This window comes from Myxococcus sp. AM009 (genome assembly GCF_013372605.1).
Lineage (GTDB): Bacteria > Myxococcota > Myxococcia > Myxococcales > Myxococcaceae > Myxococcus > Myxococcus vastator.
Genome location: NZ_JABXEP010000125.1, coordinates 1 through 24,969, shown reverse-complemented (window position 1 = coordinate 24,969; position 24,969 = coordinate 1). Strand labels below are relative to the sequence as shown.

Below are 24,969 nucleotides of genomic sequence, written 5' to 3'. Positions count from 1 at the left end.
CGGGGCGGGGCGGCGGGACGATGCGCTTGGCGCGCAGGTCCTTGATGACCAGCCGGGTGATGGCCTTGAGCGTGTCGAGCACCCCGCGGCCATTGGCGGCGGACGTCTCCAACTCCGGGACACCCCGGGGGTTGAGCTCCTTGCGGAGCTCCTCCACGGGCAGCACGCCGTCCAGGTCCCGCTTGTTCCACTGCATCACCAGTGGGAAGCGGTCCAGGCGGATGCCGTGCTCGAAGAGGTTCTCCTCCAGGTTGGCCAGGGACTCGCGGTTGGCGTCCATGGCCTCTGGCTGCGAGTCCGCCACGAACACCACGCCGTCGGCGCCCTGGAGCACCAGCTTGCGGGTGGCGTTGTAGAAGACCTGTCCCGGCACGGTGTAGAGCGCCAGGCGCACGGAGCAATCGCCCACGCGCTCCACCTTCACGGGAAGGAAGTCGAAGAAGAGCGTCCGGTCCCCCTCCGTGGCGATGGACATCATCTCGCCGCGGTGTGCGGGGCGGACCGTCTCGTAGATCTTCCTCAGCGAGGTCGTCTTCCCGGAAAGGCCCGGTCCATAGAAGACGATTTTCGCGGCCACTTCACGGGCCATCAGATTGACGCTGCTCACGGTGCCAGCTTACCTAGTCCGACTTGACACCTCGCGCCAGTTGACGACGAGACATTCACCCCAGGACCGCGAGGTTCAGCGCTGGAGGTGAGGCCAAGGCCCCAAGGCAGGCTCGCCAGGATGCGCGCCCGCAAGCCCTCCGCGACGGCTCACGCCGCTTTCCGGAAAGGGAAATGCGGCACGAACCGCACGAAACGGGATGAATCCGCTCGTGGGGGGCAGTCGCGGTGGTGAGACGCGCGTCATGCCCCCCTTCGAGCGAGAGGACCTCAAGCGGCCTTCGTTACCTTGCCCGCCTTGATGCAGCGGGTGCACGCGAGAACGCGCTGGGTGCTGCCCTGAACGCTGGCCCGAACCTTCTGGAGATTCGGCAGGGTCCGCTTCTTCGTCTTGTTGTTCGCGTGGCTGACGTTGTTACCCACCAGCGGACGCTTGCCACACAAGTCACACTTCCACGCCATGACCTCTAACTCCTTGAAAACTGGGGCGTTGGACGCCTGCCGATTAAAAGAGCGGCGGAACCTGCCAGAGAACGGCCTGGAAATCCAGCCTTAGATCCTGGATCAGCCCTTGAGCGGATCCTTCTTCTTCAACATGTCCTGCACCAGCCGCGCGGCCCGGATGCCCGAGAGCAGCTCGCCTTCCAGCCCCAGCCCGGGGAGGACCTCGCGGTTGGCGAGCAGGATGTTCTTGGCCGGCGTGCGCTGGGCCAAACCCGTGACACCCAGGAAGGCTTCCGATTCGAAGCTGAACAAGGGGTGCGGCATCAGTCGGCTGCCACGGACCCCGCCGGCGTCCAGGTAGGGGGCCGAGCGCAGCACGCGGTGCTGGGCGGTGAAGGGCATCAGCGCGTCCAGGTATTCGTCGATGCGCGTCGCCAGGCCCTGCAGGTGCTCCTCTCCCAGGTCCCGCGCCGAGGCCGGGACGAAGGCGCCGGCGCACACCACGCGCAGCCCTTCCGTCGCCTTGGCCTCCTTGCCGCCGTGCGCCTGTGTCGCGCGCGCGGGCTGGATCTGGAGCAGCACGGGGCCCAGCTCCGCGTCGCCCGTGTCCAGCAGGGCCAGCTCACCCAGGCCGCGAGGCAGCGCCGACTCCGGCACCACCCAGTTCACGGTGAAGAGCAGGGACTTGGTGTTGGACTGGTCCAGGTGCTCCAGCAGCCCGCGGTGGTGCTTCTTGTCCGTCACCAGCCGCCGCAGCGCGCCCGCGTCCGTGGCCGCCACCAGGCAGGACGCGCGGTACATCGTGTCCGAGCGCATCAGCTTCATGCCCGCGAACTTGCTGCCGTCGAAGGCCAGCTCCTCCACGATGAAGCCCGCCGGGTTGTCGCGCCCGAGCACGTCTCCACCCAGCTCCGCCACGCGGCGCGCGAGCACCTCGCGCAGGCCTTCGTGTCCGCCGGGGAAGTAGGAAGGGGTCGACAGCACCTGGGACATGGCCCGCGTCAGCGCCAGGGGCGCCTCCGGACGGTCCAGGTGGGTGACGAAGGGCAGCAGTCCCCGCACCAGGGACACCGACGCGCTGTCTCCCGTGAGCCGGGGCGGCGTCTCCAGGCCCGGATGCGCCCGGATGAGCTTCTTCAGGCCCCAGCCCTCGAAGAAGCCGTCCGGCGGCAGGGCGGGGCCCGCCTTGAAGAAGGCATCACTGGCTTCGTGCTGCGCGGCGGCGCCGGCCAGGGTGCCCAGCAGGGCTTCGCCTTCCTCGCCCAGCTCGCGCGTCACCTCGGCCTTGCGGCGGGCGGCATCACCATGGAGGTCCATGCGGCTGCGGGACATGAGGAGCTGCAGCTCCGGCGCGTGGGGCCGCAGCGTGCGCTGGACGTTGGCGTTGAGGCCCAGCTCCGTGAGGGCCTCCTCCACCGCGGGCATGGCCTTGAGCGGCGGCGCGACGAAGGGGGCGTAGGGGAGCACGTAGCCGCCGTGCTCGTAGCCCGGCCCCATTCCGTCGTGCTCCACCAGCAGGACGCGGTGGTTGCGCTTCGCCAGGAGGGCCGCCGCGAGCGCACCGCCCAGCTGACTGCCGAGCACGATGACGTCGTAGACATGCCGGGACGGCCCGGCGGGGAGCTTGAGCTTGGCAGAGGACGTCGCCATGAGGCGGGCAACACTACACAACGTGCCCGCCGCTGGCGCCCTTTTCACCACGGCGCGCCCGCGGGGGGCGGGTCAGCGGGCCTGGGCGCTGAAGAGGCGCTGCTCCAGCTCGGGCGGCAGCTGGGTGAAGTCCTGGACCACCCAGTGCGCGCCGGCCTCGCGGAGGTCGGCCTCCGGCGCGGCGGTGGTCAATCCCACCACCGTCATGCCGGCTTCGCGGGCGGACATGATGCCCAGGACAGCGTCCTCGAAGGCGAGGCACTCGGTGGGGGCCACGCCCAGCGCCTTGGCGGCGGCCAGGAAGATGTCCGGGGCGGGCTTGCCACGCGTCACCTGTTCGGCGCCGACGATGCTCGCGAAGAGGGGCCGGATGCCGAGCCCGTCCAGCACCAGCTCGCGGTTGCCCTGGGGCGCGGCGGTGGCGATGGCCGCTGGGACGTGGGCCTCCCGCAGGCGCTGGATGAAGGCCTCCGCGCCCTGGTGCAGCTTCAGGTGCGGCCGGTACAGGGTGCGGTAGTGGTGCTCCTTCTCCTCGGCGATGCGCTCCACTTCATCCGGGGCCACCGGGCGGCCGAGCAGCTGGGGGATGATCTCCTCGTTCTTCCTGCCGGCGAAGCGGCTCTGGAAGTCGCCGGCGGTCAGCGGCAAGCCCAGCTTCCGAGCGAACGAGACCCAGGCCTCGTTGTGGAACTGCATGTTGTCGACGAGGGTGCCGTCCATGTCGAAGACGACGGCACGCAGGGGCGCCAGTGCGGAGGTCATGCGTTCCCCATAGCGCGTCCGTCCCGGCGGCGGGCCAATGAATCCACCCAAGGGGCTGCTCGCCTGATATCCCCGGCGCCATGACGGACGACCTCCTGCTCGAGACGCGTGGCGCGGTAGGCGTGGTGACCCTGAACCGGCCCAAGGCCCTGAACGCGCTGACCCTGGGCATGTGCCGCAAGCTGCACCCGGCGCTCGACGCCTGGGCGGCGGACCCGGCCATCCAGGCCGTCATCATCCGGGGCGCTGGCGGCCGGGCCTTCTGCGCGGGTGGAGACGTGCGCGCGGTGGCGCTGTCGGTGGGGGATGCGTCCGTTGAAGCGGAGGAGCGGGTGTCTCGCGAGTTCTTCCGCGCCGAGTACGGGCTGAACCACCGCATCCACTACTTGGGCAAGCCGTTCATCGCGCTGGTGGACGGCGTCTGCATGGGCGGCGGGCTCGGCCTGTCGATTCACGGCACCCACCGGGTCGTCACCGAGAAGCTGGTGCTGGCCATGCCGGAGACGGCCATTGGCCTCTTTCCGGACGTGGGCGGCGGCTGGTTCCTGCCGCGCTTCCCGGGTGAGTCGGGCACGTACCTGGGCCTCACGGGCGCCCGGTGCGACGCGGCGGACGCGATGTGGCTGGGCTACGCCACGCACCACGTGGAGTCCGCGCGGCTGGACGCGGTGCTGGACGCGCTGGTGCGCGCGCCCTGGGGCACCGGCGCGGCGAGCACCGTGGTGGACACGGTGCTGGCCGGCTTCCACGCGGACGCGGGCACGTCGCCGCTGAGCGTGCAGCACGCGGCCGTCGACCGGTGCTTCGCGGCCGAGCGCGTGGACGACATCCAGCAGGCGCTGGAGCTGGAGGGCACGCAGTGGGCCCAGGAGACGTGGGCCACGTTGCTCCACAGGTGCCCGGCCAGCTTGAAGGTGACGCTGCGCCAGCTCCGGATGGGGCGCACCCGCGGCTACGACGAGATGGCCAACGTGGAGTACCGGCTCAGCCAGACGATGACGGCGCGGCCGGACTTCCGTGAGGGCATCCGCGCGGTGCTCGTGGACAAGGACAACAAGCCGCACTGGCGGCCCACCACGCTGGCGGAGGTGACCGAAGACATGGTGGAGGCGCTCTTCGCGCCGCTGCCTCATGACACGTGGACGCTGCCGGCGCGTCGCGGGTAGGGGCTGTCGCTAAAGGTCCTCGTCGCAGAGGACGGTGATGCCGTCCGCGCGAAGCAGCGCCGTGGTGATGCCTTCGCCCGAGCGGAGCTGGCCGGACTCGTAGACCCGCTGGCTTCCGCACGACGGGCTCTTCTCCTTCAGCAGCGCCACCGTCGCGCCGAAGCGTCGGGCCGCGTCGAGCGCGAGCCGGGCGCCCCGTTGGAAGGCCTCCGTCCGGTCGATGCCCTCGGCGCGCTCGACAGCGGTGGCCCGCCCGGCCCAGACGTCCACCCCCGTGCCTCCGCGCAGGTCCACGGGCGGGCGCGGCACGGGCAGGCCCGAGGCCACCTCCGGGCACACGGGGACGACGTCCTTGTCCGCCAGCGCCGCGAGGACGCGCTCGGAGCGCTGGCAGCGGCCGTCGTACCGGCAGGCCTCGCCCAGCAGGCAGGCGCTGACCAGCACCACGCGGGCTTCCCGGAGCGCGGCGATGCGCTCGTCGCGTGAGGGCGGGGCGCGCTCGCTCACGCCGGGTCGACCGTCGCGCCGGGATTGCGAAGCGCCAGCTCGCCCACCGTGGCCCGCGCGTCCACGCGCGTGCGCGCCGCGTCCAGCGTCACCTTGCCCGTCACCGCGAGCCGCACGGCCAGCGGGTAGAGCCGGTGCTCCTCCGCGAGGATTCGCGCGCTGAGCGCCTTCTCGTCGTCTTCCGGCAGCACCGGCACGGCCGCCTGCGCGATGATGGGCCCCGTGTCGGTGCCCGCGTCCACGAAGTGCACCGTGCACCCTGCCACCTTCACGCCGCGCTCCAGCGCCTGTCGCGGCGCATGCAGGCCCGGGAAGGCGGGCAGCAGCGACGGGTGGATGTTCAGCACCCGCCCCGCGTAGTGGCCCAGGAAGTCCGCGCTCAACAAGCGCATGAACCCCGCAAGGCACACCCACTCCACGTTCGCCCCGCGCAGCGCGTCCAGCAGGGCCTTCTCGAAGTCCGCCTTCGTCGCGTGGGCCTTGTGGTCCACCACCGTGGCCGTCACCCCCGCCTTTCGCGCCCGCTCCAGGGCGAAGGCGGTGGGGACGTTGGACACCACGCAGGCCACCTCGGCGGGGAAGTCCGCGCGCGCGCACACATCCAGCAGCGCCTGCAGATTGCTCCCGCTGCCGGACACGAGCACGCCCAGGCGGACCCGCTGGCCGCTCATGGGTCGATGACCGCCGTGGCCTCGCCCTGGCCCGCCTCCACGCGACCGACCTCGAAGGCCCGCGCGCCCCGGCCGCTCAGCACGCTCAGCGCCTGGGCGACGTCCTCCTTCGCCACGACGAGGATGAGCCCCAGGCCCATGTTGAACGTGCTGAACATCTCGTCGCGGGCCACGCTGCCCAGCTTCGCGATGAGGTCGAAGATGGGCGGCTTGGGCCACGTCTGCTCGCTCAGCACCGCGCGCGTGCCGTCCGGCAGGCAGCGGGGCAGGTTGCCCGGGATGCCGCTGCCGGTGATGTGCGCCAGGCCCTTCACCTTCACGGCCTGGAGCAGCGCCAGGACGTCCTTCACGTAGATGCGCGTGGGCTCCAGCAGCGCGTCCACCAGCGGCCGGTCCAGGCCCTCGGGCGTCGCGTCCAGGGCCAGCTTCCCGTCGTCCAGCAGCACCTTGCGCGCCAGCGAATAGCCGTTGCTGTGCAGGCCGGAGGAGGGGAGCCCGATGAGCGCGTCACCCGGCTTCACGCTCTTGCCATCGATGATGGCGGCGCGCTCCACCACGCCCACGCAGAAGCCCGCGAGGTCGTATTCGCCACGCGCGTAGAAGCCCGGCATCTCCGCCGTCTCGCCGCCCAGCAGGGCGCAGCCGGCCTGCTCGCAGCCCAGGGCGATGCCCTTCACCACCTCGGCGGCGTCGTCGACCTCCAGGCGCCCGGTGGCGAAGTAGTCGAGGAAGAAGAGGGGCTCGGCGCCGCAGGTGAGGATGTCGTTCACCGACATGGCCACCAGGTCGATGCCCACCGTCCCATGGCGTCCGGCGGCGAAGGCCACCTTCAGCTTGGTGCCCACCCCGTCCGTGCCGGCCACCAGCACCGGCTGCTGGTACTTGCCTGGCGGCAGGGCGAACAGACCGCCAAATCCACCGACTCCGCCCATGACTTCAGGGCGCAGGGTGCGCGCGGCATGGGGCTTGATGCGCTCGACGAACGCGTCGCCGGCCTCGATGTCTACTCCGGACTGCTTGTAGGTCGTTCCCACGGGCGGCCTTCTACCCGGCCCCCGCGCCGGTGTCTCGCGTGGCGTGGCGGGTGTCCCACCGTCGCGCACAGAAAAGGGAATTTGACCCGGCGAGTGTGGGCTGATTGACTCCTTTGCAGGATGGGCGCTGAGGAAACCCTCTTTCAACGTTTCGGTAAGGAGTTCCCCCAGGGCACCGAGCTCTTCCATGAGGGAGAGGCCGGCAAGGAGATGTTTGTCATCCAAGCGGGACGGGTGGCCATCTCCAAGCGAGTCCGCGACGTCGAGAAGGTCCTCGCCGTCCTGGGGCCCGGTGAATTCTTCGGGGAGATGGCCATCATCTCCAACAAGCCGCGCAATGCCTCGGCCACGGTCAACGAGGACGCGAGGCTGCTGGTCATCGACCCCAAGACGTTCGAGGGGATGATCCGCGGCAACGCGGAGATCGCCGTCCGGATGATCAAGAAGCTGGCGGAGCGCCTCTCCGAGGCGGACGCCCAGCTCGAGAACCTGCTGCACAACGACCCGGCCAGCCGGGTGGTGCACCGGATTCTCCAGGCCTGCCAGCACCGGGGCCGGCCCCTGGACGAGGGCGTGGAGATCGACTTCGCGGTGCGGGAGCTGCCGCGCCAGATTGGCGTGGGCGAGCCCGCGGTCCGCGCCATCGTGGACCGGCTGGAGCGTTCCGGCCTGGTCGAGCGGGACGGGGACCGGATGACCGTGCCGGACACGGCCGGGCTGCACGACTTCCTCCAATACCTGGAGATGAAGTGGAAGTTCGGAGACCTCTAGCGTGAAGCTGCGAGTCCTCGGCTGCCACGGCGGCGAGCTACCCACCTGCAAGAGCACCTGCTTCCTCGTCGATGACGTGCTGGCGCTCGATGCGGGGGCGCTCACGGGGACGCTGTCGCTGGACGAGCTGTGCCGCGTGGACCACGTCCTGGTGGGGCACAGCCACTTCGACCATGTGAAGGACCTGCCGTTGATGGCGGACCTGGTCATCGGCCGGCGCGACACCCCGGTCACCATCCACGCCTCGCGCGAGTGCGCCCGGGCCCTGCGCGACAACATGTTCAACAACGCGCTCTGGCCGGACTTCACCCGCATCCCGACGAAGCGCCAGCCCGTGCTGCAGATCAAGACGTTCCGGGCCGGGAGCAGCTTCCAGGTGGGCCCCTACACCGTGCGCAGCGTGCCGGTGAGCCACCCCGTGGAGTCGTGTGGCTTCATCATCTCCAACGGCAAGAGCGCCCTGGCGATGAGCGGCGACACCGGCCCCACGGACAAGCTGTGGAAGGCGCTGAACGAGACGAAGAACCTCAAGGCGCTGCTGCTGGAGACGTCCTTCCCCAACAAGCTCCAGTCGCTGGCCGACATCTCCGGCCACCTCACGCCACACACGCTGGGCCTGGAACTCCAGAAGTTCGAGCGCAACGGCGCCTCGGTGCTGCTGTACCACCTCAAGCCCGCCTTCGTGTCGCAGCTCAAGAAGGAGCTGGCCGAGCTGCCGGTGGACGTGCTGGAGCTGGGCGATACCTTCGAGCTGTAGACGCGTCGCGCCATACGGAGGGGTTGACGGCCGAAAGCGACCGGATTAACCCCGCCCACCTCATGGCCTGGTTTTCGAAGAAGCCGCGCATCGCCGTCGACACCGAACCGCAAGCCGAGCCCCGCCCGTCCCGCATGGAGGGCCTGTGGGCGAAGTGCGAGACGTGCGACGAGATCATCTACCGCCAGGAGCTGGAGAAGAACTGGATGGTGTGTCCGCACTGCGAGCACCACCACTACTGGGCGGCGCGCGCGCGGCTGGCGGCGACGCTGGACCCCGACAGCTTCGAGGAGTTCGACAAGGAGCTGGAGCCGCAGGACCCGCTCGGGTTCAGTGATTCGAAGAAGTACAAGGACCGGCTCAAGTCCTCCCGGAAGAACCTGGGCGAGCCGGATGCCTTCATCTCCGGCGTGGGCCGCATCCAGGGCCACCAGGTGTCGGTGGGCTGCTTCGTCTTCGAGTTCATGGGCGGCTCCATGGGCTCGGTGGTGGGTGAGAAGGTGGCCCGCGTCTTCGAGCGCGCGCACGAGCTGAAGTGCTCCGCCATCGTCTTCTCCGCGTCGGGCGGCGCGCGCATGCAGGAGGGCATCTTCTCCCTCATGCAGATGGCCAAGACGTCGGCGGCCATCGCCCGCTTCCGCACCGGCACGCGGCCGTACATCTCCGTGCTGCTCAACCCCACCACCGGCGGCGTCGCCGCGTCCTTCTCGTGGCTGGGCGACGTCATCCTCGCCGAGCCCAAGGCCCTCATCGGGTTCGCCGGTCCGCGCGTCATCGAGCAGACCATCCGCCAGAAGCTGCCGGAGGGCTTCCAGCGCTCCGAGTTCCTGCTGGACCACGGGATGATCGACGCCATCATCCACCGCAAGGACCTGCGGGCGAAGCTGGGGCAGATCCTGGGGCTGCTGGGCTGAGCCCGCCCCGGACACCGGAGGAGGCGCTGGCCTTCTTCACGAAGCTCAACCCCTCCGGCATCAAGCTGGGGTTGGAGCGCGTGCAGGAGGCCCTGGCCGCCCTGGGACATCCGGAGCGGCGGTATCCGGCGCTCCACGTCGCCGGGACGAACGGGAAGGGCAGCACCTGTGCGATGACCGCGGCGGCGCTTCATGCCGCCGGGCACCGCGTGGGCCTCTACACGTCTCCGCATCTGGTGCGCGTCAACGAGCGCATCCGCGTGGACAGCGAGGACATCTCCGACGCGGACCTCGGTCTGCGCATCCTGGAGGTATTGGAGCGCTACCCCAGCGCCGTGTCCTCGCCCATGACGTACTTCGAGTTCGGCACCGTGGTGGCCCTGTGGCACTTCGCCCAGGTCCGCGTGGACGTGGCCGTGCTGGAGACGGGCCTGGGCGGCCGGCTGGACGCCACCACCGCCGCCAGCCCGGTGGTGACGGCGATTACCCCCGTGTCCTTCGACCACATGGAGTACCTGGGCGACACGCTGGCGGCCATCGCCGGCGAGAAGGCGGGCATCCTCAAGCCCGGGGTGCCGTGTGTCGTCGCGCGGCAGGCCCCGGAGGCCCTGGAGGCCATCCTCCGCAAGGCCGAGGAGGTCGGGGCGCCGGTGCGGCTGGAGGGGCGTGACTTCGCCGGCGAGCGTCAGCCCGACGGCGGCCTGTCGTACCGCGGGGCGGCCTGGTCCCTGGAGGGGCTGTCCGTCGCGCTGCGGGGGCCCCATCAACGGCAGAACGCGGCGGTGGCGCTCGCCTGCCTGGAGGCCTTGCAGGAGCGCCGCGTCACCGTGCCGCCCGAGGCCGCGCGCGCGGGCCTGGCGTCGGCGTGCTGGCCGGGGCGATTGGAGGAGGTGGGGCAGCAGCCCGTCCTCCTGCTGGACGGCGCGCACAACCCAGCGGGCGTGGAGGTGCTGCTCGCGTCGCTGGGTGACCTCTACCCGGGGCGTCGCATCCACCTCGTCTTCGGCGTGGTGGGGGACAAGGACCGGGGACCGATGCTGCGAGCGCTGCTTCCCGAGTGCGCCTCGGTGCAACTCACGCCTCTGGAGACGCCTCGCTCGCTGCCTCCCGAGGCCTACCTGGCGGAGGCGCGCGCGTTGTGCGCGGACGTGACTGCCTGGCCGGACGCGGACGCGGCCCTCGCCGCGGCGCGCGAGCGGGCAGCCGCGGATGACCTCGTCCTTTGTACAGGTTCACTGTTCCTTGTCGGGATGATGAAGGCTCGCCTGTATCGAAACCTTGGCGCGATGCATCAGCCGCCGTAGATTCTAGGCATGCGCCTGCCGGACTGGAGAGCCGCCGCGACATCGGGGCCGCCCATCCCCTCCATCGACGAAGTCGACTTCAGGGCGCTTTACTCGAAGACGAAGTACGTCGTGGAGACGGCGGACGGCTGGTCGCTGGTCATCACCCGCTACCGTCCGGTGAAGCAGCCTTTCGCGCAACCGTTGTTTGGTGAGCCCCTGCTGCTGGTGCACGGTTTCTCACAGAACCGGCACACCTGGACCAGCGGGCAGTTCGTCAAGAACCTGCTCTTCTTCGGGGTGGACATCCACATCCTGGAGCTGCGGGGCCACGGCAAGAGCTCCATCGCGTTCCAGAAGGAGCGGGCCGACCGCTTCAAGCGCCCCCTGCCGCCGGACATCGACTACGGCTGGGACATCGACAGCTACTTCCTCTACGACCTGCCAGCGGCGGTCTCCGGCGTGAAGCGCATCACCCGGCGCGAGCGCATCTTCTACTGCGGCCACTCCATGGGCGGGATGCTGGGCTACGGCTACGCCGGCATCCACAACGACTTCGAGGGCCTCATCACCATCGGCTCTCCGGCGGACCTGGGCCGCGGCTTCATGCTGCTGCGCCTGGTGGCGCACGGCGCGCCCCTGCTGGCCGGGATGATCGACCTGACGCTCGCCAGCCTCAACGTGAGCGGCAAGGTGGAGGGGGCGGGGCGCTCGCTGCTCGCGCGGGGCGTGGGCGTGTTGAACAAGGGCCTGGGCCGCCGGCTGAAGCCGCGGGTGCGGCGGACGCTGCGCTTCGACGCGGTGCCGGTGGACATCATCCTCAAGTCGCTGGAGCGCCAGCTCGCGAAGGCGGAAGACTCGCCGCTGTATCAACAGCTCACCACGCGGCTCAACCGTCTCATCAATCCGGAGCGGGTGAGCGCGGATGACATCCGCTGGTTGCTCCGCGAAGGTGGAGAGCGGGAGCCGCGCCGGGTGCTGGAGCAGTTCGCGCGGTGGATTCGCCGGGGAGAGATGGTCTGCTACCGCACCGGCTTCGACTTCAAGCGGGGCTTCGGTCGCATCGAGGTTCCCATGGCCATCATCTTCGGGGACCTGGACCCGCTGGCCTCGCTGGAGTCGACGCGCAGCGTGTATCGCGCCGCGAAGAGTGAGTACCTGCTCTGGCGCCCGGTGAAGGGCAACAGCCACATCGAGCTGACGATGGGGCACGACATCCGGCAGATCTGCTACGACATCAAGAACCTCATCGAGTACGCGCGGACCCACCGGTATCGCTCGCCGAGCCTTCCGCGGCTCCGCTAGACGCGTCTGGATGGAAAGTTGGAGGCACGTTGGTGCGTGATAGCCTCCACGCTCTTTTGTCAACGTGAAGGGGTGTGGTCGATGAAGCTGTTTGCCGCGTGGCTGCTCGGTGTGGTGCTCGTGCCCTTCTTGGCGCTCGCGCAGGCTCCGGCCACGAACCTGAACACCATCACCGCGGTGCAGGTGAATGGTGGGACGGTGACCATCTCCGGCTCGCAGAAGGCCAACTTCACCACGTTCACCATGACGGACCCGCCGCGGCTCGTCATCGACATCTCCGAGGCCGTCTTCACCGACGTTCCCGAGGAGATCCAGGTGGGCAACGGCACGGTGACGGCCATCCGCACCGCCAGCTATGGCTCCGAGGCGTCCTCCATCGCGCGCGTGCTCATCGGCTACGAGCGCGAGGTGGAGGCGGACATCCAGGCCAATGGCAACCAGCTCGTCGTCCGCGTCGCGGGCGGCGGAGGTCAGGCCGTGGCGCAGGCGCCGGACACCGAGCAGCCCCAGGCGGGGAGCAGCGCCGCGGAGGCCGCCGCTGCCGCCGCGGCGGAGCGTCAGGCCCAGGAGCAGGCCGCCGCGGAGGCCGCCGCCGCGGCTCGCGCCGAGCGTGAGGCCCAGGCGCAGGCTTCCGCCGAAGCCGCCGCCGCCGCGAAGCGTGACGCGGAGGCGGAGGCGAATCGTCAGGAGGAAGCGCGGGCCGCCGCTCAGCGTCAGCAGGAGGAGCAGGCTCGGGCCGAGGCGGACCGCAAGCGCCAGGAGGAGGCTTCGCGTGCCTCCGCGCAGGCCTCCGCCGACGAGCAGCGGCGCCAGGAAGAGGCCGCTGCGGCGGAGCGCAAGCGCCAGGAGGAGGCCGCGCGCGCGTCCGCGCAGGCCTCCGCCGCCGACGAGCGCCGGGCCCAGCAGCAGGCCGCCGCCGAGGAGCTGGAGCGTCGCAAGGCGGCGGCCCGGGCCGAGGCCGAGCAGCGGCAGGTCGCTCAGCAGTCCGCCGCCGAGGAGCGTCGTGCCGCCGCGCGGGCCGCTGCGGCGGAGCGCCGCGCTCAGCAGGAGGCCGCCGCCGAGGAGCGCCGTCAGCGCCAGGCCGAGGCGCGTGCGTCCCGGGAGCGCCGCCAGCAGCAGGCGGTGGAGCCGTCCCGGCCGAGCAGCTCCGGCGCGGTGTCCTCGCGCCGCAAGACGCTGACGCTGGTGGGCTTCCAGCAGCAGCCGGGGGCCTCGCGCGTGTTCATCCGCACCAATGAGCCGGTCAGCTACTCCGTGTCGGAGCAGGGCCGCTCCGTGGTGCTGGAGCTGGAGAACACCCGCGTGGACGCCAGCAACAACACGCTGCCGCTGGACACGTCCTTCTTCGCGACGCCGGTGAGCCGGGTGGACCCGAGCGCGTCCGGGCGGGATGTGCGCATCACCATCGAGCTCCGGCAGTCCGCGCCGTTCGAGGCCCGCCAGGAGGGCAACGTCATTTCATTGGACTTCCAGCGCACAGGCCGGTGAAAAGGGCGGGCCGCTCGGCCTGGGCGCGGCATACCCTGCACCCCTGAATGAGCTTCCTCGTTCCGCTCGCCGCCGCGCTGCTGGTCTCCACGTCGCAGGTGCCGCTCACCACCCCGTTGGCGCTGCCCAACGGTGAGCAGGCGCAGCTGGCCGCGGACCTGGTCGTCTATGAAGCGGACACGAAGGTCGTCACCGCGCGCGGCAACGCCGTGCTGCGCACGGAGACGATGCAGCTTCGCGCCGACGAGGTGACGTACGACGAGGTGAACCAGTTCGTCACCGCCTCGGGCGGCGTGATGTTCGTGGGCCCCCGCGGCCTGGCCGCGGTCGCCGACACCGTGAAGATGGATGTGCGCACCTCCGAGGCGAACCTCGAGGGCGGCCTCTTCATGCAGAAGCAGGGCGTCACCCAGGAGGCCCTGTACACGGCGAAGACGCCCCAGGAGCTGCGGGCCATGGGGGAGACGCCCCTGCTCATGAGCGGCTCGCGCATCCGCCGGACGGGAGAGAACACCTTCCTCGTGGAGGACCTGGCCTTCACGCCGTGCAACTGCAGCCCGGGGGAGCCCGGCTGGCGCATGGAGGCCTCGTCGGCCACCGTCGTCCTGGGCGAGCGCGCCACGATGACGCTGCCCGTGGTGTACGTGAAGTCCGTGCCCGTGTTCGCGCTGCCGTGGCTCTACATGCCGCTGTCACAGCGGCGCACCGGCCTGCTGCTCCCCAAGCCCACCTTCTCCGCGCTCAACGGCTTCTCCCTGGAGCAGCCCCTCTTCATCACGCTGAGGCAGAGCTACGACGTGACGCTCACGCCGGGGTACTTCAGCGGCGGCTACGAACTGCACGAGGGCGTACCGGGTGCCCCCGGGCCGGTTCGGGAGCCGCGCTACCTGGGCGTGAAGGGGCCGCGCCTGCTCACCGAGTTCCGCTATGCGCCCAGCGAGCGGACCCGGGGGCGGGCCACGCTGGGGTTCCTCTACGACCTCCGGCCCATCCGGGATCCGCGCAGCTTCCTGTTCTACCGGCGGACGGTGGACGGTGTTGAAACAGCCGAGTTCGTCAATGAGCGACGAGGACTCCGGGGCGAGGCATCCTGGCAGCACACCCAGGACATGGGGGGCGGATGGCACAACCGGGTCGACGCCTCGTTCGTCTCGGACGGCAACTACACCCGCGACCTCACGGCGGACCTCGTCACCCGCGAGTTCACCTACCTGCGCAGCACGGGCACGGTGTTCCAGCGCCAGGACGACCTCTACGCGGGGCTCGACGTGGCGCTGCGCCAGGACATCCGGTGGGGGTATCGCTTCTTCCAGGACAACCGCGTCCCGGCGGCCACGGACCCGGCGCGCCCGGACTTGAAGGGCCCCACCACGTTCCAACGGCTGCCGGCCATCACCCTGGCCCTGCCGGAGCGGCCCGTGCTTGGTGGAATCATGGGGGGCCTGTCGGTGAAGTACCTGCGGCTCGCGCCCCTGCGAGGCGGGTACGGCGACGAGGGCATCGACGGCCTCTTCCAGCCCGACGGGCGCTATGTCCCGGTCGGCTCCGATGCGCGTGACGTGGACCCCTCGCAGTCCGACGGCATCTTCAACTCGAACGACCGTGAAGCTCGCGACCGGGTGGACTTCTTCCCCCGCCTGTCCACGTCCTTCGGCCTGGGCAGTCTGATGCGCGTGTCGCCGTCGCTGGGCCTGCGCCAGGACGTGTGGCTGGGCGAGGTGTCGGGCCGGACGTGGCAGCGGGGCTATCCCATCGCCGGGCTGCTGCTCGAAAGCCAGGTGGCGCGCGTCTTCGAGGGCCGTGAGACGAGCTTCCGTCATGCCATCACCCCCTCGCTGGAGCTGCGCTACGTGCCGGGCGGGTGGGGCCGTCTCCCCTCGGCTGGGACCTCCGGGGAAGACCTGGCCCGCCCCTATGACGAAGTGGACGCCGCGGTGCCGTTCCAGGCCGACGGCCGCACCCAGGGCTTCCTCCACGCGGTGCTCGCCGTGGACCAGACGCTGCGCTTCAAGCGCGGCAACGACATCCGCGAGCCGCTGCGCCTGCGCATCGGACAAGGCTTCGACCTCACCCGGCACGTGCCCGCGGCGGGGAAGGTGGACGACCCGGGGCCCGTGCTGCGCGACACCTTCGCCCGCCTCAGCGCCACCGCCGGAATCCTCACGGCCGCGGGCACCGTTCGCTATGACCCCAACGCGGGCCGCATCTCCGGGCTCTCCGCGGAGGTGAATGTCGACAATGGCAAGGGGCACGCCGTGTACGCGCGCTTCGATGACCTGCTGTGGGCCGGTGGCGCCGCGCTCAACATGGGGGTGGATCCTCGCTCCGTGGGCCCTGATGTGCTTCGCCGCTCGCTGGATACCCTGGTAGGCGGACTATCCCGAGTAGAACCCGGCTTCCCTCCGGCCGAACGGGCTCAAGCCCTCATCGCGGGTACGCGTTTGAAGCTCGGATTTGGGCTGGGAGTGCGGTACGAAGCAATTGTGCAGCCGCTTTACCAGGATTCAAAAACTCAAGAAAACCGCCCTCTGGCTCAGCAGACGTTCGGCCTCTCGTATGGGCCTGCATGCGACTGCTGGCGGGTAGAGGGGGTGGTGACGCTGCGACGGGAGCTGGGGCTGGAATTCTCCGGCATCAACCTCATCGTGGCGGATTTCGGATCCTTTGGTTCCGGAGGCTAGGAATCACCAGCAGTGGGTGGTGGTTCCTCCAACCCCGAAACAGCCAGGAGAAGTACTTCGTGTCGGACCTCGGAAAACGAATTGGGCAGCGCATCCGCGAGCTTCGGACACAGCGGCCGGAGCGATGGACGCAGGAAGAGCTCGCGGAGCGGGCGCAGATCAGCGTGTCGTTCCTTTCCATGATCGAGCGCGGCGAGCGTGTCCCCCATGTGGAGACGCTGGCGGCCCTCGCCAACGCGCTGGGCGTGAGCCTGGGCGAGCTCTTCACGGGAACGGAGCAGACCCTTGCTCAGACGGAGGACCTCCTGCGGCCCCTGTCTGACTTCGCGCGCGCCCGTGGCCTCACCGCCCGGGACGTGGACCGTCTCCTGGGCGTGGCCCGGGTGATGTTCAGCGGCACCGCCGCCTGAAGTGACCCCAGGGATTCCAGGCCCTGGACGCAAGAGGGCTCCGGTCCACCTGTCCTGTCCTTGACTGGACGGTAGGTGGCCCGGGAAGATGCGGAAGATGCGCTGTGCGCTGCTCGCGTACAGCCCGCTTCCTTCATCGCCTTCAAGGAGTTTCCCCTGATGCGTCCGGGTCTGGCCCCGTGGGTGGCCTTCGCGAGCCTGCTGTTCGTTGCATGCTCGCCGTCGGCCCCCGCCACACTTGAATTCGTGGACCAGTCACCGGCTCAGCCGCGACTGGGAGAAATCACCACGCTGCGCTTCCGCGCGGTGGACTCCCGAGGCCAGCCGCAGGCGGGTACGCCGGTGTCCTTCACGCTGGAGTCCCCCGTTCCGGGCATCGAGCTGTCGCCCACCGAGGGTGTCACCAACACGGGTGACGGCATCGTGTCCGTGCAGATGACGGCGCGCGGCGGCCGGGTGGCCTCCGCCGTGGTCATCGCCACCGCTGGCACCGGCGCCGAGATGAAGCGGGCCGTCTCGCCGGTGGTCAGCTTCGCGGGCACCAACTCGAACTCCCGCCAGTTCACCTTCCAGTGCGGCTCGTTCTCCGGCAACGGCTCCGGTCTGCACCACGCCGTGGGCGCCTGGGACGAGACGCGCAGCCTCATCGCGGGCGTGAAGGTCAACTGCATCGCCCACGTGGGAGATCGCAACGGTGACGGCGTGGTGGGCGCGCAGGTGTCCTTCCTCACGGAGGCGGGCACCATCGGTCCCAGCGCCGTGTCCGTCACGGACGTGGTGGGCAACGCGGAGGTCCTCTACAAGACGTCCCTGCCGCTGCCGCAGGACGTGGAGCCGGGCATCTTCACCTGGAACCCGCTGGTGGACGCGACCCACACGGGCGAGTACCTGGCGCCGCTGTGGATGCACCCCTTCCTCTGGGACGAGAACCCCATTGCCGTCTACGGCAACGCCCCGCAGCCCCAGCAGGACCGCCCGGAGCCGCGCCGTCCGGACCCCATCCGCCCCGGCATCGTCCTCAACCCGCGTGACAACCTGGTCTCGCTGATCGCCATCACCAGCGGTGAGGAGGCCTTCGACGACCTCAACAACAACGGCGTCTGGGACACGGGCGAGCCGTTCACGGACCTGACCGAGCCCTTCGTCGACAACAACGACAACGGCACGTGGGACCCGGGCGAGCGCTACGTGGACACCAACGGCGACGGCCGCTGGACGGGCAAGAACGGCGAGCACGACGCCAGCACGCTCATCTGGGTCCAGGAGCGCATCCTCTGGACGGGCATGCCGCACGGGCTGGACAGGGACCAGACGCAGCGGCAGATCAGCCCGCCGCCCAACGCGCCGCCGCCGCTCATCAGCCACTACGGTGGCCTCGCGATTTCGTTCATCGTCTCCGACCCCTGGTACAACCGCATGGCCCAGAACGGCGACGATGACGGTTGCGATGGCGGCGGCACCGGCCCCGTCAATGTGTCTCCGGCCGGCACGGGCATCGCGCTGACCTACCCGTCCTTCAACTTCGAGACGTACGTGGTCAGCGATGCGCACGAGCCGCCCGCCGAAGGCCCGCCGCCGCCGCTCTTCGTCCCCCCGGCGGAGTGGACGGTGTCGCCCATCTGCAAGTACACGGCGGCGCTGCTGGAGGGCCACGAGGCCGTCGTCCAGGGGCCCACCGTCAGAGGCACGGTGGAGTAGCCGCCGCCGTTTCTCCGGGCGGGCCCAGGAAGGCATTGACCCCAGGGCCCGCCCTCCGTAGGTTCTCCACTGGTTGACTGGCGAATCACCCGCCGGTGGAGGACAACCGTGGGTCAGCAGAGCAAGCCGGCGGCGGACGGTGGCACGCGCGAAAGCGAGCGCCGCCGCACCATCCTCCGCGCGGCCATCGACGTGTTCGCGCGCAAGGGCTACCACGGCTGCCGCATCGCGGACGTGGCGAAAGAGGCCGGCGTCGCGTACGGGCTCGTCTACCACTACTTCAAGAACAAGGATGAGCTGCTCGAGACGGTGTTCGACACCGGCTGGAGCGGCTTCGTCACGCGCGTGCGCGCGGTGGTGGAGGGCGAAGGCTCGCTGGCGGAGAAGGTCCACGGCATCGTCGAGGTGGCCTTCGAGGCCTACCGGGTGGACCCGCGCGCGGTGAAGGTGCTCATCCTGGAGATTGCGCGCAGCCCGGCGGGCTCGCGCATCAACCGGCAGACGGCCTTCGTGGACGCCATCCGGCTCAGCTCGGCGCTCTTCCACGCCGCGCAGGAGCGGGGCGAATTGCGGCGGGGGTTGGACCCGCACCTGGCCTCCGCGCTCCTCTTCGGCAACATCGAAATGGCGCTCACCGCCTTCGTCGTGGGGCTGGCCGACGCGCGCGACCCCGACGCGCTGGAGCGGGCGAAGTCGCAGATCGCCGACTCCTTCCTTCACGGCGTCCTCACGGGCGCCCAGGCCGCTGAGGTGTCCGAATGGAAGCCGGAGAAGTCCGCTACGAAGTCCAAGGCCCCCAAGCGCTCCTGACCATTGACCGGCCCAAGGCCCGCAACGCCTTGTCCCCGGGGGTGGTGCGCGAGCTGATGGCCGCGCTGGAGCGGGCCGAGTCCGACGCCGCGGTGCGCGTGGTGGTGCTCACGGGCGCGGGTGAGAAGGTCTTCTGCGCGGGCGGGGACCTGGGCACCCTGGCCGGTGACGCGGGCTTCCTGTCCACGCACGAGGGCCGCCGCTCCTACGGGCGGCTGCTGGCGCGCTTCCAGGAGCTGCGCAAGCCCACCGTGGCGCGCGTCAACGGGCACGCGCTGGCGGGAGGCCTGGGGCTGGTGCTCGCGTGTGATCTGGCGGTCGCCGTGGAGGGCGCGGACCTGGGCACGCCCGAAATCGACGTGGGCCTCTTCCCGATGATGATGATGGCGCTGCTCCAGCGTCACCTGGGCCGCAAGCGCGCGCTGGAGCTGGTGCTCACCGGAGACCGGCTGCCCGCGCGCGAGGCGCTGACGTTGGGGCTGCTCAACCGCGTGGTGCCGGCCGCGGAGCTGGACGCCGCGGTGGGCGCGCTCGCGGGAAAGCTGGCGGGAAAGAGCCAGGCGGTGCTGGCGCTGGGGCGCCGTGCCTTCTTCACCGCGGAGGACCTGCCGCTGCCCGCCGCGCTGGAGTACCTGGCCTCGCAGCTGTCGCTGAACGTGCTGGCGGACGACGCGGGGGAGGGCATCTCCGCGTTCCTGGAGAAGCGTCCCCCGAAGTGGAACGACCGCTGACGGCGGCTACGGCGTGCCCAGCCGGGTGTTGCCGCCCCGGGCGACGCTGGGCGGCAGGTGCGGGAAGAAGTCCAGCTTCAGCAGGTTCGCTCCGTCCACCCACAGCCCGTCCACCTTCACGCCCCAGTGCAGGTGCGGGCCGGTGACGCGGCCGGTGCTGCCCACCTTGCCCAGCACCTGGCCCTGCTTCACCCGTGCGCCCGTCTTCACGTCGATGCGGGACAGGTGGAAGTACGCCGTGTAGAGCCCCGCGCCGTGGTGCACCAGCACGGTGTTGCCCGCCGCGTAGTTGTCGCGCGCCATGACCACCGTGCCATCGTTTGCGGCCTGCACCGGCGTGCCCGGGTCCCCGTCGATGTCCACGCCGAAGTGCTGGCTGGACAGCTTGCCGTTGAAGGTGCGGCGGTCGCCGAAGGGCGCGGTGATGCGGTCCTCCCGCGGCCACGCGAAGTTCCGCGAGAAGTGCGGCGCGCTGAAGTCCTGGGCGAAGGCCGCCGCGAAGGCGCGGCGGTCCGCGGCCATGCGCCTGCGCACCGACGCGGGCGGCTTCACGTACTTGCCGGCCACGCGCAGCTCGCGTGACGGGTAGCCGGACTCCACGATGTCCAGCGTGCCTTTCAGCTCCACCCGCGGCGCGCCCGGGATGACAGGGCCCATGGCCGTCACCTCCGCGGCGCCGGGCGTCAGCTCCACCGGCAGGCCGGAAACGGCCAGATAGCCATCGCCCCAAGGGAAGAAGCGCAGCGCGCGTCCGGCGAGCGTTCCGGTGGGAGGCGCCGTCACGCCGCTCACCCTCACCAGCACCGGGTCTCCCGGCTTGGCCGCGGTGGGCTGCAGCGTCAGCTGGGGCGGGGCCTCCTGGGGGGCGTTTTCGCTGGACGCGCCCGCGGGCACCGGGGCGGTTTCGGTCGCACCGGCCTTCGCTCCAAGTGCGAGCAGGGCGAGGAGCAGGAAAGGGGACTTGGAATACTTCCGGCCGGGTGCGTGCGAAGACATGGGCCGTTTTTACACCACGTCGCGCGCAACTCTTCCCGGGGTGTGGTGTTGATTCGCCGCACGCTTGCTCCGCCCCTCGAAAGCGCTCGGCATGTCGCCTGGGTGGGAGGACGGCCGCACGCCTCCTCTGCGCCAGGCCGACGCCAGAGGTTGTCGGTACTTGGACGACGCATCCTGTCCGCGCGCCGCCTGCCTGGCCGCAGGGCAGGCGGGCCACCAGGGCACATTCCGTCAAGGCGTACCCGGGGGACTGGGGGCTTCCTAGCTTCTGAACGGACTCGTTGACTGGGAGATTCGCGGATGCCTCGTCCCTATAGCTTTGACCACTACCAGGTTCCGAAGACGCTGCCGGCGCCGAAGCGAAGCCTGCGTCGGCAGGACAAGGCGCGGCTGGCCCATTCCAAGGCGCATCCCGAGGCCATGGAGAGCCACGAGGGCGTTCACTACGGCAAGCGCTTCGCGGAGACGGAAGAGCGCTACATCGCGCATCAGATGGAGGCGCAGTTGGAGGAGCTGGCGCGGCCGGAGCCGGACGCCAAGTTCTCTCATGGCCCGGAGTTCAAGGCGGCGGGTGGCGCGTCGAAGCGCAAGGCGCGCCCGACGTCCGCGCCTGTCGTGGGAGGAACGGCGCCGATTGGCGCGCTGCCCCCCACGCGCGAGCAGCCGCCGCGCGGGCGCCTGCCGGAGCTTCGCGACGAGGTGGCGCATCAGCTCCAGGCCCTGCGGGGTGGGCTGGGCGACGCCGTCAAGGCCGTGTCCCGGCTCATCCTGCTGCCCGTCACGGTCGTCCGCATGGCCGCGGGCCGCATCCTTCCGCTGTCCTGACCTGGGTGAGCGACGCGCGTGGAGCTGAGTCTCGTTTCGTACAACATCCATAGTGGTATCGGGACGGACGGCCGCTTCGACCTGGGCCGGGTGGGCGCGGTGCTCCGCGAAGTGGACGCGGACATCGTCGCGCTCCAGGAGGTCGGCGACTTCCGCGCGGTGACGCCTCGGGAGGACCAGCCAGAGCACCTGGCGGACATGCTCGGGTTGCACATGGCCTTCGGCCCCAATGTCGTGCGCAACGGCCGGCGCTACGGCAACGCCATCCTGTCGCGGCTGCCCATCCTCAAGTCGAAGAACTACGACTTGAGCGTGGGCCGCCGCGAGCCGCGGGGCGCGCTGCGCTGCGACCTGGACATCGGGGAAGGGCAGCAGCTCCACGTCTTCTCCCTCCACCTGGGCCTGCGCCTGGGCGAGCGGCGCAAGCAGGAGGCGCTGCTGCTGTCCTCGGACATCCTCCGCGATGCCGCGCGGAAGGACCCGTTGGTGGTGTGTGGAGATTTCAACTATTGGGGCAACGGCCCGGTGCCCTCGCTGGTGCGCGAGGCCATCCACGACGCGGCGCTGGAGCTCGGCGCGCCCGCTCGCACGTACCCCACGCGCCTGCCCCTGCTGCGGCTGGACCGCATCTTCGTGGACGCGGGCGTCCGGCCGCTGTCCATCCATCCTCACCGCACGGAGCTCAGCCGGGTGGCGTCTGACCACCTGCCCCTCGTGCTGCGCTTCGAGAGCCCCATCGCCGTGGAGCCTTCCGTCTCTCCCCCGGTGCAGCTCATCGGGTAGACTGGGCGGATGGGCTGGCGCGCGCGTTCACTGGCCGACGCTTGCGGGTGCCGGACAAAAACTCCGTGACGTGGTTGTCGCGGAACGGGTGCATGCCTAGGTTGGCCCGCACCTGAGAGGCCGTATGCGTCGGCCGGAGAGCGCATGCACGTGGGAAGTGAACAGGCGGAGCGCGGAATCTCCGCGCTCGTCGGGCGCATGGCCGACGGCTTCAGCCGGCTGGTGACGCAGCACCTGCAACTGGCGCGCATGGAGCTGGCCGAGGACGTCAAGGCCACGGGCCTGGACGTGGCGATGATCGTGGCCTTCGTGCCCTTCATCCTCGTGGGTTATGGTTTCGTGTGCGCGGCGCTGGCGGCGTGGCTGTCCACGTGGTTGGGGTGGCCCGGAGCGCTGGCCGGAATCGGCCTGCTGAATCTGGTGGGCGGCGTGGGCGGCGCGATGTGGGCGGTGAACCGGCTGAAGGCGCGCCGGATGATGGACGATTCGTCACAGGAGCTCTCGCTCAGCGTGGCCGCGCTCACCAACACGGCCCCTGCCGCATCCGCGAACGCGCTCCAGGGGACGAACAGTGAAATCTTCAAGGAGCCCCCGCATGGCCGGTAGCAATGGACAGTCCAAGGCCTACGGCCCCCGCAGCAGCGCGGACCTGCGCGCCGAAATCGAGCGCACGCGCGCCGAGCTGGCCACGTCCGTGAGCGCCCTCCGCGAGGAAGTGGCCGTGGCCGCCGACTGGCGCCAGTGGGTGAACCGCAATCCCTACGCCTGCGTGGGCGCCGCCTTCGTGGTGGGGCTGTGGCTGGGCTCGCGCGACTGACGACTTCCGTAGTACCCCCAATGAGGAGCTGACTTCGATGGAGATGAATCCGCAGCAGATGGCCGACAGGGCCCGTGAGTTGCAGGACCGCGTGGTGCCGCAGATCGACGAGGCCCGTCAGAACATCGTGGACCTGAACCACCGCGTGGTGAGCTTCATCCGCGCCAATCCGGGCACGTGTCTGCTGGGCGCCGTGGCCGTGGGCTTCCTCGTCGGACGCATTGCCTCGCGCCGCTGAGCCGCGCGCTGGAACCACACGAGAGGGTGAACGCATGACGACGTTTCCAGGTGCATCGAGCAATGGCACGCCGCAGGACCCGCAGGGGGGCGGCTTCGGGCAGCGGGTGGACCACATTGGCAGCGACGCGCAGCAGCTCTGGTCCGACGCGCGCAGCGCGGTGACGGACTTGGGGCAGACGCTGGACCTGCGCGGACGCGTGGAGCGCAACCCGTACGGGATGATGGCGGCCGCCGTGGGCGTCGGCTATCTGCTGGGCGGCGGGCTCTTCACGCCGCTGACGGCGCGCATCCTCCGGCTGGGCGTGCGCCTCGCGGCGCTGCCGCTCGTCAAGGATGAGCTGATGGGCATGGCGGAAGCGGCCTTCCAGGGCTATCAGACTGGACGTGGTATGGCTGATCCGGGCCCGCAGGGCTCCGCGTCGGCGAATGCCAGCTCCGCAGGAACTCCTCGCCCGCCGACGTACTGAGTCCGGGCTCTCCTCCACCCCACAACCCCTGGAGTCGCAAATGGTGAACTTCAACAACCTCAAGAAGCTGGACAAGGACGACCTGCTGCACCTGGTGGGCCTGGAGACGCGCCGGGACACGGTGGACACGCTCCTGCCCGTCGTGGGCGCCTTCGCCGCGGGCATCCTCGTGGGCGCGGGCCTGGGGCTGCTGCTGGCGCCCAAGACGGGCAACCAGCTGCGCGATGACCTCCGTCAGCGCCTGCACACCGGCCAGGAGTACCTGTCCAACGCGGTCGGCCGCTCGTCCGAGGGCGCGGCGCAGACGGGCCCGCAGGGCACCGTGTCCCGCACCTCCTGATTCGCGGCATCCGCCGTACACGGCCCCGGACGGGGCCATGGGCCTCCATTCGCGCCGGCGACGGCCGCGGGTGGGGGCCTTCCCGTTTGGAGCCGGTTAGAGTCCACCGCCGTGAGCGAGACGACGCAGGGAGGGGTGGTGAAGCCCGCCGGGGCCAGCGAGGGCGTGCGCCCGGACGCGGCGCTGGCGCGGCTGCGCGCGCTGGAGACGCTGGAGTCCGGCTACGAGGCGTGGCTGGAGCTTCAGGTGGAGCATGCGGCGTCGCGGCTGCGCTTCCGCGAGGAGCGCGAGCGGTTGGAGCAGCAGGGCTCGTTCCTGCTGGGCGCGGTGCGCGCAGCGGGGCTGACGCCGCCGTCGGGCGCCGAGCCCGCGCTGGTGACTCCGCCGGCCGCTCCGGGGGACTTCCTGCGGGACGCGGAGGACAAGCTGACGCAGGCCCGCGACGCGCTTGCCCTGCGCGAGGCGCAGAGCGAGGCGAAACATGCCGAGGCCTTCGCGGAGATTCGTGCCACGCTCAAGGACCGCATCCAGCGCTACCTGAGCGCGAGCCGCCCGTCCCTGACGTTGCTGCTGCGCCGCGTGGGGACGGAACGCGCGATTCTCCATCTGAAGCGCGTGTCCGGAGACACGCCCGTGCTGCTGTGCTTTCTGCTGACGGGCAGGATTCCGTCCCGGTACGGCTTCCTGCTGGATGACTCCACCGAGGACGTGTCGCTGCCGCCCGCGCCGCTCTACGCCGATGAGGGCGTGGCCGCGGAGGAGGTGCGTCCGGACGCGGCGGGGCTGGAGGCGCGCGTGCGGCAGCGACACGTC

The 24,969-nt window shown here is 70.3% G+C and carries 28 protein-coding genes; 20 read left to right on the top strand and 8 right to left on the bottom strand.

The genetic code is table 11. From position 1 onward, the window contains the following. The 4 genes from HV824_RS26135 to HV824_RS26120 all read right to left on the bottom strand — a co-directional run. A partial coding sequence (locus HV824_RS26135; RefSeq protein WP_368738106.1) for an ATP/GTP-binding protein occupies window positions 1–607 on the bottom strand: 607 nt, incomplete at its 3' end. A 269-nt stretch (window positions 608–876) separates the two neighbouring features. After that, window positions 877–1,068, bottom strand: coding sequence for a 50S ribosomal protein L28 (gene rpmB, locus HV824_RS26130; protein WP_163784574.1), 192 nt, complete (start codon window positions 1,066–1,068; stop codon window positions 877–879). 102 nt (window positions 1,069–1,170) lie between these two features. Continuing rightward, window positions 1,171–2,700, bottom strand: a complete 1,530-nt coding sequence (locus HV824_RS26125) for an NAD(P)-binding protein (protein ID WP_176417335.1) — start codon at window positions 2,698–2,700, stop codon at window positions 1,171–1,173. 72 nt (window positions 2,701–2,772) lie between these two features. Continuing rightward, window positions 2,773–3,462, bottom strand: a complete 690-nt coding sequence (locus HV824_RS26120) for an HAD family phosphatase (RefSeq protein WP_176417334.1) — start codon at window positions 3,460–3,462, stop codon at window positions 2,773–2,775. Between the two features lie 80 nt (window positions 3,463–3,542). Between HV824_RS26120 and HV824_RS26115 the strand changes: the two genes are divergently transcribed. Beyond that, a complete protein-coding gene (locus HV824_RS26115) occupies window positions 3,543–4,628 on the top strand; it encodes an enoyl-CoA hydratase/isomerase family protein (protein WP_176417333.1) in 1,086 nt (361 codons plus the stop codon). A 9-nt stretch (window positions 4,629–4,637) separates the two neighbouring features. Here HV824_RS26115 and HV824_RS26110 read toward each other — a convergent pair whose 3' ends face one another. The 3 genes from HV824_RS26110 to purM are packed head-to-tail and all read right to left on the bottom strand — an operon-like array spanning window position 4,638 to window position 6,840. After that, entirely contained in the window at window positions 4,638–5,135 is a 498-nt protein-coding gene (locus tag HV824_RS26110) for a DUF523 domain-containing protein (protein ID WP_368670907.1), read from the bottom strand. Continuing rightward, on the bottom strand, window positions 5,132–5,806 hold the full coding sequence (purN, locus tag HV824_RS26105; RefSeq protein ID WP_176417332.1) for a phosphoribosylglycinamide formyltransferase: 675 nt from the start codon (window positions 5,804–5,806) through the stop codon (window positions 5,132–5,134). The genes HV824_RS26110 and purN overlap by 4 nt, the downstream gene beginning before the upstream one ends. After that, a complete protein-coding gene (gene purM / locus HV824_RS26100) occupies window positions 5,803–6,840 on the bottom strand; it encodes a phosphoribosylformylglycinamidine cyclo-ligase (RefSeq protein ID WP_176417331.1) in 1,038 nt (345 codons plus the stop codon). The genes purN and purM overlap by 4 nt, the downstream gene beginning before the upstream one ends. A 120-nt stretch (window positions 6,841–6,960) precedes the next feature. Here purM and HV824_RS26095 point away from each other — a divergent pair, with 120 nt between their 5' ends. From HV824_RS26095 to HV824_RS26045, 11 genes are all read left to right on the top strand, one after another. Next, the gene (locus HV824_RS26095; protein ID WP_176417330.1) at window positions 6,961–7,611 is read left to right on the top strand and encodes a Crp/Fnr family transcriptional regulator; all 651 of its coding nucleotides are present in this window, start codon (window positions 6,961–6,963) and stop codon (window positions 7,609–7,611) included. Window position 7,612: 1 nt separating this feature from the next. Continuing rightward, window positions 7,613–8,368 carry a 3',5'-cyclic-nucleotide phosphodiesterase gene (locus HV824_RS26090; protein ID WP_176424498.1) on the top strand — a complete coding sequence of 252 codons (756 nt, stop codon included), beginning with the start codon at window positions 7,613–7,615 and terminating at the stop codon, window positions 8,366–8,368. A 62-nt stretch (window positions 8,369–8,430) separates the two neighbouring features. After that, window positions 8,431–9,282, top strand: coding sequence for an acetyl-CoA carboxylase, carboxyltransferase subunit beta (accD, locus tag HV824_RS26085; protein ID WP_176417328.1), 852 nt, complete (start codon window positions 8,431–8,433; stop codon window positions 9,280–9,282). 71 nt (window positions 9,283–9,353) lie between these two features. Beyond that, complete coding sequence (locus tag HV824_RS26080) at window positions 9,354–10,586, top strand: folylpolyglutamate synthase/dihydrofolate synthase family protein (RefSeq protein ID WP_176424497.1); 1,233 nt, start codon at window positions 9,354–9,356, stop codon at window positions 10,584–10,586. Window positions 10,587–10,595: 9 nt separating this feature from the next. Then, window positions 10,596–11,870 carry an alpha/beta fold hydrolase gene (locus tag HV824_RS26075; RefSeq protein WP_176417326.1) on the top strand — a complete coding sequence of 425 codons (1,275 nt, stop codon included), beginning with the start codon at window positions 10,596–10,598 and terminating at the stop codon, window positions 11,868–11,870. An 18-nt stretch (window positions 11,871–11,888) separates the two neighbouring features. Then, the gene (locus tag HV824_RS26070) at window positions 11,889–13,358 is read left to right on the top strand and encodes an AMIN domain-containing protein (protein ID WP_176424496.1); all 1,470 of its coding nucleotides are present in this window, start codon (window positions 11,889–11,891) and stop codon (window positions 13,356–13,358) included. Window positions 13,359–13,405: 47 nt separating this feature from the next. Further along, window positions 13,406–16,039: an LPS-assembly protein LptD gene (locus HV824_RS26065; protein WP_176424495.1), complete on the top strand. Its 2,634-nt coding sequence runs from the start codon at window positions 13,406–13,408 to the stop codon at window positions 16,037–16,039. 59 nt (window positions 16,040–16,098) lie between these two features. Then, on the top strand, window positions 16,099–16,449 hold the full coding sequence (locus HV824_RS26060) for a helix-turn-helix domain-containing protein (protein ID WP_002634858.1): 351 nt from the start codon (window positions 16,099–16,101) through the stop codon (window positions 16,447–16,449). A gap of 159 nt (window positions 16,450–16,608) precedes the next feature. Beyond that, the gene (locus HV824_RS26055; protein WP_176424494.1) at window positions 16,609–18,147 is read left to right on the top strand and encodes a hypothetical protein; all 1,539 of its coding nucleotides are present in this window, start codon (window positions 16,609–16,611) and stop codon (window positions 18,145–18,147) included. A 108-nt stretch (window positions 18,148–18,255) separates the two neighbouring features. Continuing rightward, window positions 18,256–18,957, top strand: a complete 702-nt coding sequence (locus tag HV824_RS26050; protein WP_176424493.1) for a TetR/AcrR family transcriptional regulator — start codon at window positions 18,256–18,258, stop codon at window positions 18,955–18,957. Further along, window positions 18,906–19,688: an enoyl-CoA hydratase/isomerase family protein gene (locus tag HV824_RS26045; protein ID WP_176424492.1), complete on the top strand. Its 783-nt coding sequence runs from the start codon at window positions 18,906–18,908 to the stop codon at window positions 19,686–19,688. Before HV824_RS26050 ends, HV824_RS26045 begins: the two co-directional genes overlap by 52 nt. 6 nt (window positions 19,689–19,694) lie before the next feature. Here the strand turns inward: HV824_RS26045 and HV824_RS26040 are convergent, their stop codons facing one another. Continuing rightward, window positions 19,695–20,684: a M23 family metallopeptidase gene (locus HV824_RS26040; protein WP_176424491.1), complete on the bottom strand. Its 990-nt coding sequence runs from the start codon at window positions 20,682–20,684 to the stop codon at window positions 19,695–19,697. A 300-nt stretch (window positions 20,685–20,984) separates the two neighbouring features. On the opposite strand from HV824_RS26040, the gene HV824_RS26035 reads away from it, so the two are divergent. The 8 genes from HV824_RS26035 to HV824_RS26000 form a co-directional block, all read left to right on the top strand. Then, on the top strand, window positions 20,985–21,509 hold the full coding sequence (locus HV824_RS26035) for a hypothetical protein (RefSeq protein WP_176417319.1): 525 nt from the start codon (window positions 20,985–20,987) through the stop codon (window positions 21,507–21,509). An 18-nt stretch (window positions 21,510–21,527) separates the two neighbouring features. Next, window positions 21,528–22,292, top strand: coding sequence for an endonuclease/exonuclease/phosphatase family protein (locus HV824_RS26030; RefSeq protein WP_176417318.1), 765 nt, complete (start codon window positions 21,528–21,530; stop codon window positions 22,290–22,292). A gap of 144 nt (window positions 22,293–22,436) precedes the next feature. Continuing rightward, window positions 22,437–22,898 (top strand): phage holin family protein, encoded by a 462-nt coding sequence (locus tag HV824_RS26025; protein WP_176417317.1) that lies wholly within the window; start codon window positions 22,437–22,439, stop codon window positions 22,896–22,898. Next, window positions 22,888–23,109, top strand: coding sequence for a DUF3618 domain-containing protein (locus HV824_RS26020; RefSeq protein WP_176417316.1), 222 nt, complete (start codon window positions 22,888–22,890; stop codon window positions 23,107–23,109). The genes HV824_RS26025 and HV824_RS26020 overlap by 11 nt, the downstream gene beginning before the upstream one ends. Window positions 23,110–23,146: 37 nt before the next feature. Then, window positions 23,147–23,347 carry a hypothetical protein gene (locus tag HV824_RS26015; RefSeq protein WP_163783003.1) on the top strand — a complete coding sequence of 67 codons (201 nt, stop codon included), beginning with the start codon at window positions 23,147–23,149 and terminating at the stop codon, window positions 23,345–23,347. Between the two features lie 34 nt (window positions 23,348–23,381). Continuing rightward, a complete protein-coding gene (locus HV824_RS26010; protein ID WP_176424490.1) occupies window positions 23,382–23,816 on the top strand; it encodes a hypothetical protein in 435 nt (144 codons plus the stop codon). Window positions 23,817–23,856: 40 nt separating this feature from the next. Beyond that, the gene (locus tag HV824_RS26005) at window positions 23,857–24,156 is read left to right on the top strand and encodes a YtxH domain-containing protein (protein WP_176417314.1); all 300 of its coding nucleotides are present in this window, start codon (window positions 23,857–23,859) and stop codon (window positions 24,154–24,156) included. A gap of 111 nt (window positions 24,157–24,267) precedes the next feature. Next, on the top strand, window positions 24,268–24,969 hold a 702-nt coding region (locus tag HV824_RS26000), incomplete at its 3' end, for a hypothetical protein (RefSeq protein WP_176424489.1).

Bases quoted from the DNA above. Each gene is read 5' to 3' on its own strand.
- rpmB (WP_163784574.1), bottom strand. From the start codon at position 1,068: ATGGCGTGGAAGTGTGACTTGTGTGGCAAGCGTCCGCTGGTGGGTAAC.
- HV824_RS26125 (WP_176417335.1), bottom strand. From the start codon at position 2,700: ATGGCGACGTCCTCTGCCAAGCTCAAGCTCCCCGCCGGGCCGTCCCGG.
- HV824_RS26120 (WP_176417334.1), bottom strand. From the start codon at position 3,462: ATGACCTCCGCACTGGCGCCCCTGCGTGCCGTCGTCTTCGACATGGAC.
- HV824_RS26115 (WP_176417333.1), top strand. From the start codon at position 3,543: ATGACGGACGACCTCCTGCTCGAGACGCGTGGCGCGGTAGGCGTGGTG.
- purN (WP_176417332.1), bottom strand. From the start codon at position 5,806: ATGAGCGGCCAGCGGGTCCGCCTGGGCGTGCTCGTGTCCGGCAGCGGG.
- HV824_RS26095 (WP_176417330.1), top strand. From the start codon at position 6,961: ATGGGCGCTGAGGAAACCCTCTTTCAACGTTTCGGTAAGGAGTTCCCC.
- accD (WP_176417328.1), top strand. From the start codon at position 8,431: ATGGCCTGGTTTTCGAAGAAGCCGCGCATCGCCGTCGACACCGAACCG.
- HV824_RS26075 (WP_176417326.1), top strand. From the start codon at position 10,596: ATGCGCCTGCCGGACTGGAGAGCCGCCGCGACATCGGGGCCGCCCATC.
- HV824_RS26065 (WP_176424495.1), top strand. From the start codon at position 13,406: ATGAGCTTCCTCGTTCCGCTCGCCGCCGCGCTGCTGGTCTCCACGTCG.
- HV824_RS26055 (WP_176424494.1), top strand. From the start codon at position 16,609: ATGCGTCCGGGTCTGGCCCCGTGGGTGGCCTTCGCGAGCCTGCTGTTC.
- HV824_RS26045 (WP_176424492.1), top strand. From the start codon at position 18,906: ATGGAAGCCGGAGAAGTCCGCTACGAAGTCCAAGGCCCCCAAGCGCTC.
- HV824_RS26040 (WP_176424491.1), bottom strand. From the start codon at position 20,684: ATGTCTTCGCACGCACCCGGCCGGAAGTATTCCAAGTCCCCTTTCCTG.
- HV824_RS26035 (WP_176417319.1), top strand. From the start codon at position 20,985: ATGCCTCGTCCCTATAGCTTTGACCACTACCAGGTTCCGAAGACGCTG.
- HV824_RS26025 (WP_176417317.1), top strand. From the start codon at position 22,437: ATGCACGTGGGAAGTGAACAGGCGGAGCGCGGAATCTCCGCGCTCGTC.
- HV824_RS26020 (WP_176417316.1), top strand. From the start codon at position 22,888: ATGGCCGGTAGCAATGGACAGTCCAAGGCCTACGGCCCCCGCAGCAGC.
- HV824_RS26015 (WP_163783003.1), top strand. From the start codon at position 23,147: ATGGAGATGAATCCGCAGCAGATGGCCGACAGGGCCCGTGAGTTGCAG.
- HV824_RS26010 (WP_176424490.1), top strand. From the start codon at position 23,382: ATGACGACGTTTCCAGGTGCATCGAGCAATGGCACGCCGCAGGACCCG.
- HV824_RS26005 (WP_176417314.1), top strand. From the start codon at position 23,857: ATGGTGAACTTCAACAACCTCAAGAAGCTGGACAAGGACGACCTGCTG.